This window comes from Micromonospora sp. ATA51 (assembly GCF_016802855.1).
Lineage (GTDB): Bacteria > Actinomycetota > Actinomycetes > Mycobacteriales > Micromonosporaceae > Micromonospora > Micromonospora sicca.
The window spans coordinates 1-8,994 of sequence record NZ_JAEVHJ010000281.1; the positions used below are offsets into that span (position 1 = coordinate 1).

The 8,994-nt window shown below is 73.2% G+C and carries 5 protein-coding genes and 1 pseudogene; 3 read left to right on the forward strand and 3 right to left on the reverse strand.

Going from position 1 to position 8,994, the window contains the following annotated elements; translation table 11 throughout:
- Positions 1-102 precede the first annotated feature (102 nt).
- The 3 genes and pseudogenes from JNW87_RS29855 (at position 103) to JNW87_RS29865 (ending at position 3,740) form a co-directional block, all read left to right on the forward strand.
- A pseudogene (locus JNW87_RS29855) lies at positions 103-1,820 on the forward strand (carboxyl transferase domain-containing protein).
- 1 nt (position 1,821) lies between these two features.
- Positions 1,822-2,358 (forward strand): acetyl-CoA carboxylase biotin carboxyl carrier protein, encoded by a 537-nt coding sequence (accB, locus tag JNW87_RS29860; RefSeq protein WP_238454802.1) that lies wholly within the window; start codon positions 1,822-1,824, stop codon positions 2,356-2,358.
- Entirely contained in the window at positions 2,355-3,740 is a 1,386-nt protein-coding gene (locus JNW87_RS29865) for an acetyl/propionyl/methylcrotonyl-CoA carboxylase subunit alpha (protein WP_238454803.1), read from the forward strand. The genes accB and JNW87_RS29865 overlap by 4 nt, the downstream gene beginning before the upstream one ends.
- A 128-nt stretch (positions 3,741-3,868) precedes the next feature.
- Here the strand turns inward: JNW87_RS29865 and JNW87_RS29870 are convergent, their stop codons facing one another.
- The 3 genes from JNW87_RS29870 to JNW87_RS29880 all read right to left on the reverse strand — a co-directional run bounded on the left by JNW87_RS29870 (position 3,869) and on the right by JNW87_RS29880 (position 8,905).
- Positions 3,869-5,644, reverse strand: a complete 1,776-nt coding sequence (locus tag JNW87_RS29870; protein ID WP_238454804.1) for an AfsR/SARP family transcriptional regulator — start codon at positions 5,642-5,644, stop codon at positions 3,869-3,871.
- Positions 5,645-6,582: 938 nt separating this feature from the next.
- On the reverse strand, positions 6,583-7,098 hold the full coding sequence (locus tag JNW87_RS29875) for a flavin reductase family protein (RefSeq protein WP_236647396.1): 516 nt from the start codon (positions 7,096-7,098) through the stop codon (positions 6,583-6,585).
- Between the two features lie 64 nt (positions 7,099-7,162).
- Positions 7,163-8,905, reverse strand: a complete 1,743-nt coding sequence (locus JNW87_RS29880) for a tryptophan halogenase family protein (RefSeq protein WP_238454805.1) — start codon at positions 8,903-8,905, stop codon at positions 7,163-7,165.
- Positions 8,906-8,994 lie beyond the last annotated feature (89 nt).

Below are 8,994 nucleotides of genomic sequence, written 5' to 3' on the forward strand. Positions count from 1 at the left end.
ACCGGGCGCCGGGCGGGCGGCCGGCCGCACCGCACGACCGGCAACCGACGGCGGTAATCCCGCGCCCCGCGCGAGGCCGGGCACGGACGATCGGAGCGGAACATGACCAGTACGGTTCCTGCGCCGGCGCGGGGCGCCACCGCCGCGCCGGCCGTCCCGGCCACCCCGGCCGACGGGGAGTGGCTGACCTGCGGTGGCTGCCGGGTGCTGCTGTACCGCAAGCGGTTCGACCGGCTGCTGGGGGTGTGCCCGGAGTGCGGGTGGCACAGCCGGCTGACCGCGGACGAGCGGCTGCGCAGCCTGCTCGACCCCGACTCGGTGCGACCGGTGACGCCGGCGGAGTCGGTGCACGACCCGCTGAACTTCACCGACCTGGTCGACTACCCGGGCCGGTTGTCCCGGGCCCGGGAGAGCACCGGCCTCGCCGACGCGGTCCGAGTGGTCCGGGGTCGGATCCAGGGCCACCCGGTGGTGGTGGCGGTGATGGACTTCCGCTTTCTCGGCGGCAGCCTGGGGGTGGCCGCCGGCGAGGCGGTGACCGCCGCCGCGGAGGCCGCCCTGGCTGACTCCTGCGCGCTGCTGATCGTCACCGCCTCCGGCGGGGCCCGGATGCAGGAGGGCGCGCTGGCACTGATGCAGATGGCCAAGACCGGCAACGCGCTGCGCGCCCTCGACGAGGCGGGGCTGCTCACGATCACCCTGGTGACCGACCCGACGTACGGCGGGGTCGCGGCCTCGTTCGCCACGCTGAGCGACGTCATCATCGCCGAGCCCGGTGCCCGGATGGGCTTCGCCGGCCCGCGGGTCATCGCGCAGACCATCCGCCAGGAGCTGCCCCCGGGCTTCCAGACCGCGGAGTTCCTGCTGGAGCGGGGCCTGGTCAACGGGGTACGCGCCCGGGGCGAGCTGCCCTGGGTGCTGGGCCAGTTGCTGGCGGCGGCCGCCCCGGCGCCGGCGGACTGGGGTGGCGCGGCGGTGGACCCCGTGCTGCGCGACCCGGCCGCCCTGGTCCGCCGACCGCCCGCCGAGGTGGTCCGGCTGGCCCGGCACCTCGACCGGCCCACGCTCACCGACCACCTCACCGAGTGGCTGGACGGCTTCGTCGAGCTGCGCGGCGCCCGCGACGGCGCGGGGGACTGCCGGGCGGTGGTGGGTGGCCTGGGGGTGCTGGACGGGCTGCCGGTGCTGGTGATCGGGCACCAGAAGGGGCACAGCACCGAGGACTGGTGCGGCACTCCTTCGGCATGCCCTCGCCCGCCGGCTACCGCAAGGCCGCCCGGCTGATGCGGCTCGCCGCGAAGCTGCGGGTGCCGATCGTGACCCTGGTGGACACCGCCGGGGCCCATCCCGGGCTGGCGGCGGAGGAGCAGGGCCAGGCGGTCGCCATCGCGGAGTCCATCGCGCTGATGGGCAGCCTGCCGGTGCCGGTGGTCACGGTGATCACCGGTGAGGGAGGCAGCGGCGGCGCGCTGGCGTTGGCGGTGGCGGACCGGGTGCTGCTGACCGAGAACGGCACGTACTCGGTGATCAGTCCGGAGGGTTGCGCGGCGATCCTCTGGCGCAGCCCGGAGCGGGCGGCCGACGCGGCGGCCGCGCTGGGTGTGGACGCCGGGTCCCTGCTGCGGCTCGGCGTGGTCGACGGGGTGGTGCCGGAACCGCCGGGCGGCGCCCACCTCGACCCGGCGCGCGCGTCCCGGCTGGTCCGGGACGCCGTGGTCGTCGCCCTGCGCGAGCTGCGGACCAGTGACGGACCGACCCTGGTCGCCAGGCGGCGGGCCCGGTTCCGGCGGTTCGGTCTGACCAACGATAGGAGGCCCTGACATGACCATCACTCCTGCTCCCACCACGACCCCCGTGCCGGCCGATCCGGGCGGGCTGGACGCGGCGGTGGCGGTGCTGCACGCCGAGGCCGCGATGGAGGTGCTGCACCGCAGCGTCCTCGGGGTGGCCCGCTCGGTCAGCGGCGCGCCGAGCCGGATCAGCGTCCGTTTCGGCTGCGCCAGCATCGACGTCGAGTGGCCGGACGCGACCGCGTCCGGGGGTGGGACGCCCGTCACCGTGTTCGCCGAGACGCCCGCGACCCAGGTCGACGCCGGGGCGGAGGCCGGCCGGCACGAGCTGCGGTCACCGCTGGTGGGCACCTTCTACCGGGCGATCGAGCCGGGCGCCAAGCCGTTCGTCGAGGTCGGCGACATCGTCGAGGTCGGCCAGCAGGTCGGCATCGTGGAGGCGATGAAGCTGATGAACCCGCTGGTGGCGGACCTGGCCGGGCGGGTGGTCGAAATCGCGGTGGCCGACGGCGAGCCGGTCGAGTACGAGCAGCCGCTGCTGGTGATCGAGCCCTGGGAGGGCGAGTGAGCGGGCGGGAGGCCACCTTCGACACGGTGCTGGTGGCCAACCGCGGCGAGATCGCGCTGCGGGTGGTGCGTAGCTGTCGGGAGATGGGGATCCGCAGCGTGGTGGCGTACTCCACCGCGGACCGCGAGTCGGCGGCGGTGCGCGCCGCCGATGAGGCGGTGCACATCGGACCGGGACCGGCCAAGCAGAGCTACCTGTACCCGCCGGCGCTGATCGAGGCGGCGCTGCGCACCGGCGCGCAGGCCGTGCACCCGGGCTACGGGTTCCTCTCCGAGGATCCCGACTTCGCCGAGATCTGCGCCCGCAACGGGCTGGTCTTCATCGGACCCCGGCCGGAGGTGATGGCGCGCCTCGGCGACAAGTCGTTGGCCCGGCGGTTGATGACCGACGCCGGCCTGCCGGTGCTGCCGGGCACCCTCGAGCCGGTCGGCAGCGCCAGCGAGATCCAGGCCGCCGGGCACCGGGTCGGCTTCCCGGTGATCATCAAGGCGGCGGCCGGCGGGGGCGGCCGGGGGATGAGCGTGGTGCGGCGCGCGGAGGACCTGCTGCCCGCGTTCCGCGCCACCCGGGCCGCGGCCCGCTCGGTCTTCGGCGACGACCGGGTCTACCTGGAGCGCTTCCTGGAACCCGCCCGGCACGTGGAGATCCAGGTGCTCGCCGACGGGCACGGCAACGTGGTGCACCTCGGCGAGCGGGACTGCTCGGTGCAGCGCCGGCACCAGAAGCTCGTCGAGGAGAGCCCGGCCCCGGGCCTGCCCCGGCGGATCGCCGACGCGCTGGCCGAGGCGGCGGTACGGGGCGCCCGGGCGGTCGGCTTCACCGGCGCGGGCACCTTCGAGTTCCTGGTGGCCGGCGAGGAGACCGCGTTCATCGAGGTGAACTCGCGGATCCAGGTGGAGCACCCGGTCACCGAGGCGGTCACCGGCATCGACCTGGTCCGCGAACAGATCCGGGTGGCGGCCGGCCTGCCGCTGTCGGTGACGCAGGACGACGTCCGGCCGCGCGGGGTGGCGGTGGAGTGCCGGGTCAACGCCGAGGACCCGGCCCGGGACTACGCCCCCTGCCCGGGGGAGTTGACGGAGTTCGTCCCGCCCGGCGGCCCGTTCGTCCGGGTGGACACCCACGCCTACCCGGGCTGGCGGATCTCGCCGTACTACGACTCGCTGCTGGCCAAGGTGATCGTCTGGGGGCCGGACCGGGACCAGGCGCTGGACCGGATGGACCGGGCGCTGGCCGAGTTCCGGATCGCCGGGCGGGGCGTCCGCACCACCGTGCCCCGGCTGCGGGAGGTGCTGGCCGACCCGGTGTTCCGGGCGGCGGAGCACTCCACGGCGTTGCTGGACGAGATGGCGGCGGCGCCGGGCGTACGCCTGGCCGGGTGACGGGTCCGTCCCGGCGGCGCGACCCCGGGGAGCAGGTGCGGCGACGGCCGCGACGGTCAGAGACCGTCGCGGCGTCGGCGTTTCCGGGCCGTCGCCCCCGGGTCGGTGGAGCCGACCCGGGGGCGGGTTCAGCGCCCCACCGCGAGCTGCTGGCTGATGCTGCGCAGGGTCGGCAGGAACCGGTAGTTGTACCCGACGAGCTGGTCGTCCGGCGGCTCGGCACCGATCAGGTGCAGCTCCACCAGCTCCTCCAGGACCGACTCGGCGGCGTGCTCGTCGACGCCGAGCACGGTGGCGGCGGTGCCCAGCGAGACCGGCTGCTGCACCAGCCCGGCGAGCTGGCCCAGCGCGGTCTGCACCGCCCGCGGCGCGAGCCGGTACGTCCGTTCCACGCTGGCCCGCAGCCGCAGCGGGTCGCCGCAGGGGCGGTCCATCTCCCGCCGCTTCCAGGCGATCAGCCGGGCGATGCTCCAGTGCGGCCGGGAGAGCAGCATCGACGCGGCGACGTGCAGCGCCGACGGCAGCCCGTCGCAGAGGTAGACCAGCTCGCGGGCGATCAGCGGTTCCCGTTCGATCCGCCGCCGGCCGATCGCGGCGGCCAGCAGTTGCAGGCTGCCGTCGACGTCCAGCGGGGGCAGGTGGAGGGTCTCGCTGATGGACGGCGTAGAGAGCCGACGCCGGCTGGTCACCAGCACCGCGCTGGCGCGGCTCGACGGCAGCAGCGGCGCCAGCTGTTCGCTGTCGGCCACGTCGTCGAGGAGGACGAGCACGTTCCGGTCCGCGGTCAGCGAGCGGAACATCCGGCTGCGCTCGTCGAGCGAGGTCGGCAGCGCCTCGTCGGGCACCCCCAGTGCCCGCAGGAACCCGGCGAGCACCTCGCCCAGGTCGGCCCGCCCGCCGTCGCCGTCCAGCAGCCGGGCGTAGAGCTGGCCGTCCGGGTGGTGGTCGCGGACCTGGTGGGCGGCGTGCACGCTGAGCGCGGTGGCGCCGCAGCCGGGCGGCCCGGCGACGACCACCACGGCCGGGGCGTTGCGGGGCGTACGGCCCAGCGCGGCCAGCACCGCCGCCAGCTCGGTGTCCCGGCCGACCAGCGCGGGCCCCTTCGGGGGGAGCTGGCTGGGCGGCGCGGACCGGACCACCACGGCGGCCGGCTCGGTCGGCGCCGGCGGTGGCTCCAGGGCGAGGTCGCCCTCCAGCATCGAGCGGTGCAGCCGCTGGGTGTCCAGCGACGGGTCCAGGCCCAGCTCCCGGGCCAGGGCCGTGCGCAGGTTCTGGTAGACGGCGAGCGCGTCGGGGCGGCGCCCGGCGCGGTAGAGGGCGAGCATCAGCTTGGCGTGGAAGCCCTCGTGGGTGGGTTGCTTGGCCACCAGCGCGGTCAGCTCGCCCAGCACCTCGTGGTGCCGGCCGAGCTGCAGGTCGGCCTGGATTCGGGACTCCAGGGCGCTCTTGTGCATCTCCTCCAGTCGCAACGCCTCGACCTGCAGCAGCGGCCCGAGGCTGACGTCCACCAGGGACGGACCGCGCCAGAGCCGCAGCGCGTCGGCCAGGGTGGCCGCCGCGGTGGCTGGATCACCCGCCTCCAGTTGCGCCCGGCCCAGGGCGGCCAGCCGGCCGAAGCGGCGGGCGTCGAGGGCGTCCGGCGCGAGCGAGAGGACGTATCCGTAGGCGGAGGTCCGCAGCGACGGCGTCCCCGCCGTGGCGGGCAGCTGCCCCCGGGCGTTGGGTACGCCGAGCCGCAGCAGCTTGCGCAGCTGGTAGACGTACGTCTGGAGTGTGGTGGTGACGCTGGCGGGAGGGTTGTCCTCCCACAGCTCCTCGATGATCTGGTCGGTCCGCACGACGACGTTGCCGTTGAGCGCGAGAAGGCTGAGCGCTCGGCGGAGTTTGGGCGCCGAGGGTGTCACGACCGCACGGTCGCGTACCACCTCCAGCGGTCCTAGGATCGAAATCTGCACGACAACCACTTCCCCCTTGTGGTCGAAGTCGCTGCTGATCCGCCCCCGCACCAGGGTCGGACGTCGACTTCGAGAGTGCCTGGTATCAGGCTGGGTCGATGCCATCTTTCACCGCTCGAAAAGCGCTGGAGCGCGGATAGAGTCCCCTTTCTCGAAGTCCTCCGCTCGTCCCTTTTCGCGGCAAACGCCGGGCGAATGCACAAGCGGGGTGGATGCGCAACGCATTAATATCCACCAATCGGTTGACCCCTGCCTCCGACGGTTCGCCGGGGGGACGGGGGTCGGCCAAAACCGGACAGTCGGGGTGTTTCCCGTGAACCCGCGCGCTCGGACGGCCGCAACCGGCCCGCCCTTCCTCGCCCGGAAAGCTCGATACGGATCCCACGGTGTCCGACAATCCGTCATTGTGGGCGCCCGCGCAATGTCGGATCTCCGGCTTTCGATCCGACCGGCTCTTTCCTTACCGAGAGTACCCGAAACATTCGGTAACAAATGGCGGACGGCCGACTGTCGGAAAGTCGCTGTATTGGTCCCGGTCAGCGGAGAAAACATTGTCAAGCGACCCAATAATGGGAATCTGGACAAAGCCCTCCGGACGGCGCCGCCGTACGCCCGTCGGCCGTGGTGACGGCGTTGCGCGAGGCGGGCCCGCGGCAAGCGGTCGCCCGGGTCGCCCGGCCCGTCGGGAACCTCGTCGCGGGACCTCTCCCACGGCAGGCGTGTCACCGACAGTGATCGCATCACGTGCAATTTGCAATGGTTGCTTCGGGGCGGATTCCACGAAGTGGATTCGACCCCCGAACGACACAATTCCCGTGCACGGGCAACGGCCCGAGCGGGCGGCGACCCGATTCCCGGGCCCGGGGATCAGTGCGGATGGCCAGCGGTCAGCCGGCCGGCCAGGCGGCGAACCGGCGCTGCCCGTACAGCAGCGGATCCCGGCCCGGCTCGCGGACGATGCGCCGCACCTCGCCGAAGACCACCACGTGGTCGCCGACCGGCTCGGTGCGCGCCACGGCGCAGTGCGCCACGGCGAGCGCGTCGTCGGCCAGGTGCGGCCCCGCCGCCTCCGGCCCGGCGTCCCAGCGCACCCGGGAGAACCGGTCCGGGTCGCCGGAGGCGAACAGCCGCGCCGTCTGCGACGCGCGGTCGTGCAGCAGGTTCACCGCGAAGCGGGAACCGGCGACGATCGCGGCCAGGGTGGGGCTGCCGCGCCAGACGCAGACCAGCAACGTCGGCGGGCTGAGCGTCACGCTGCACACCGACGAGCAGGTCATGCCGTGCGGCCGGCCGTCCGGCCCGAACGCCGTCAGCACGGCCACGCCGGTGGGGAACTCGGCCATCAGGCCCCGGAAGTCGGTCGAGGTGGGCCCGGCGGCCCGCTCGGCGAGGGAATCTGTCACGTCGCACCACCTCAGGGATCGGGCGGGGGTCCGCCGGCGCGCCGGACCGGACCCCCGGCGTCGGTCAGTTCATCCCGATGTACGGGGCGATGTGCCGGCCGGCCCAGCTGTCGAAGTCCTCGAGCAGCTGCTTGTTCAGCTCCGGGTGCTCGGCGAAGGCCTTCAGCGCGTCCGCCTGGGTCATCGCCTTCGCCACCAGGGCGTCGGCCGCCTTGCGCCGCTGCCACCAGTCGTCGTTGGTCTCCGTGCGCTCCAGCAGGGTCGCCGGCACCTTCTGGCCGAGCAGCAGGTTGTCGATGCCCGCCAGGCCGAAGAAGGTCGGCGCCGCGCCCAGTGCCAGGTCCAGCAGGAAGGGGTCCCGCCGGGTCAGCGGCGCGCCGTTGGCGTACAGGTCCAGCAGCGGCTTGAAGCCGGAGACGTCGCAGCGCTCCCGGACGTCCTTCCAGAACGGGGTGTCCAGCTTGGTGTTGAACTTGTAGTGGATGCCGAGGAACCAGCGGATCGCGTCCCAGCGCTGGCCGAGGCCGAGGTTGACCACGTCCCGGGCCGGGGTCTCGGACCACGAGGTGGGCAGGGTGGCCACCATCGCCTGGATGGAGAGCGCGCTCATCAGCAGGCCCGTGGACTCCAGCGGCTCGACGAAGGCGTACGAGTTGCCGATCGCGTAGACGTTGCCCCGCCAGGCCTTGTCGTGCCGGCCGCTGCGGAAGCGCACCTGGCGCAGCCCGTCGACGGTGGGGAAGCGCTCCTTGATCTCGTCGGCCGCCTGCTCGTCGCTGATGTGGTCGGTCGAGTAGACGTAGCCGATGTGGTCGCTCTCCGGGGTGGGGATGTTCCAGGTCCACCCGGCCTGCATGGTGGTCGCCGAGGTGTACGGCTTGAGCACCCCGTCGTGCGGCATGTTGCCGGTGACCGCCGAGTTGGTGAAGAGCGTGTCGGCGTAGCTGTGGAACGGCGTGCCGAGGGTCTTGCCGAGCAGCATCGACCGGAAGCCGGTGCAGTCGACGTAGAAGTCGAACTTCAGCTCGCGCCCGTCGGTGGTGGTCAGGTGGTCGACCCACTCCTCGCCGCCGAGCACCACGTCGGCCAGCCGCGCCTCGACGTGCTTGATGCCGCGCTGCTCGGCCAGCTCGGTGAGGTAGCCGACGAACCGGGCGTTGTCCAGGTGGTACGCGAACGGCAGGTACTTCATCAGCGAGACCGGCTTGCCGTCCACCTCGAAGACCGCCGAGCGGTCGGCCATCATCATCAGCGACTGGAGGGTGAAGCCGTTGACGCTGCCGGTGGCGTCCAGCGCGCCGAGGCCGCCGATGGAATGGTGGTGCCAGTCGAAGGTGGCCATGAACGGCTCGTCGTCCGCCGGCCCCCAGTCGAACCTGATGCCGAGCTTCCAGGTCGGCATCACCTTCCGGTACAGCTCGTTGGCGTCGATGCCCAGGTAGTGGTGCAGGAACATCACCATGTAGGTCACCGTCGCCTCGCCGACGCCGATGATCGGGATCTCCTTCGACTGCACCAGGGTGACGTTCAGCCACGGCCGCTTCGCCTTCAGCGCCAGCGCGGCCATGAAGCCGGCGGTGCCGCCGCCGATGACGCCGACCGAGCGGACCCCCTGCGGGTCGTCGTCGGCCGGGCGGCGCCGGTCGCTCGCCACCGCCTCGTGGTGCTGGGTGAGCGCCCGCGGGTTGAGCACACCCGGCATGCCCTGGCCGTTCGCGCCGCCCAGCCAGTCGCGTACCGCGTCCGCGTCGGACTCGGTGAGGCTCTCGACCAGCGTGTCCAGCTGCGTCCTGGTGGTGTACGCCAAGTCGGCATGGCTGGAGAAAAACCAGGAAACCGCTCGCAAGCTGTCGCGGGCGATCGCCCGGACGCTGGAGTGGATCGCCGCGCACAGCG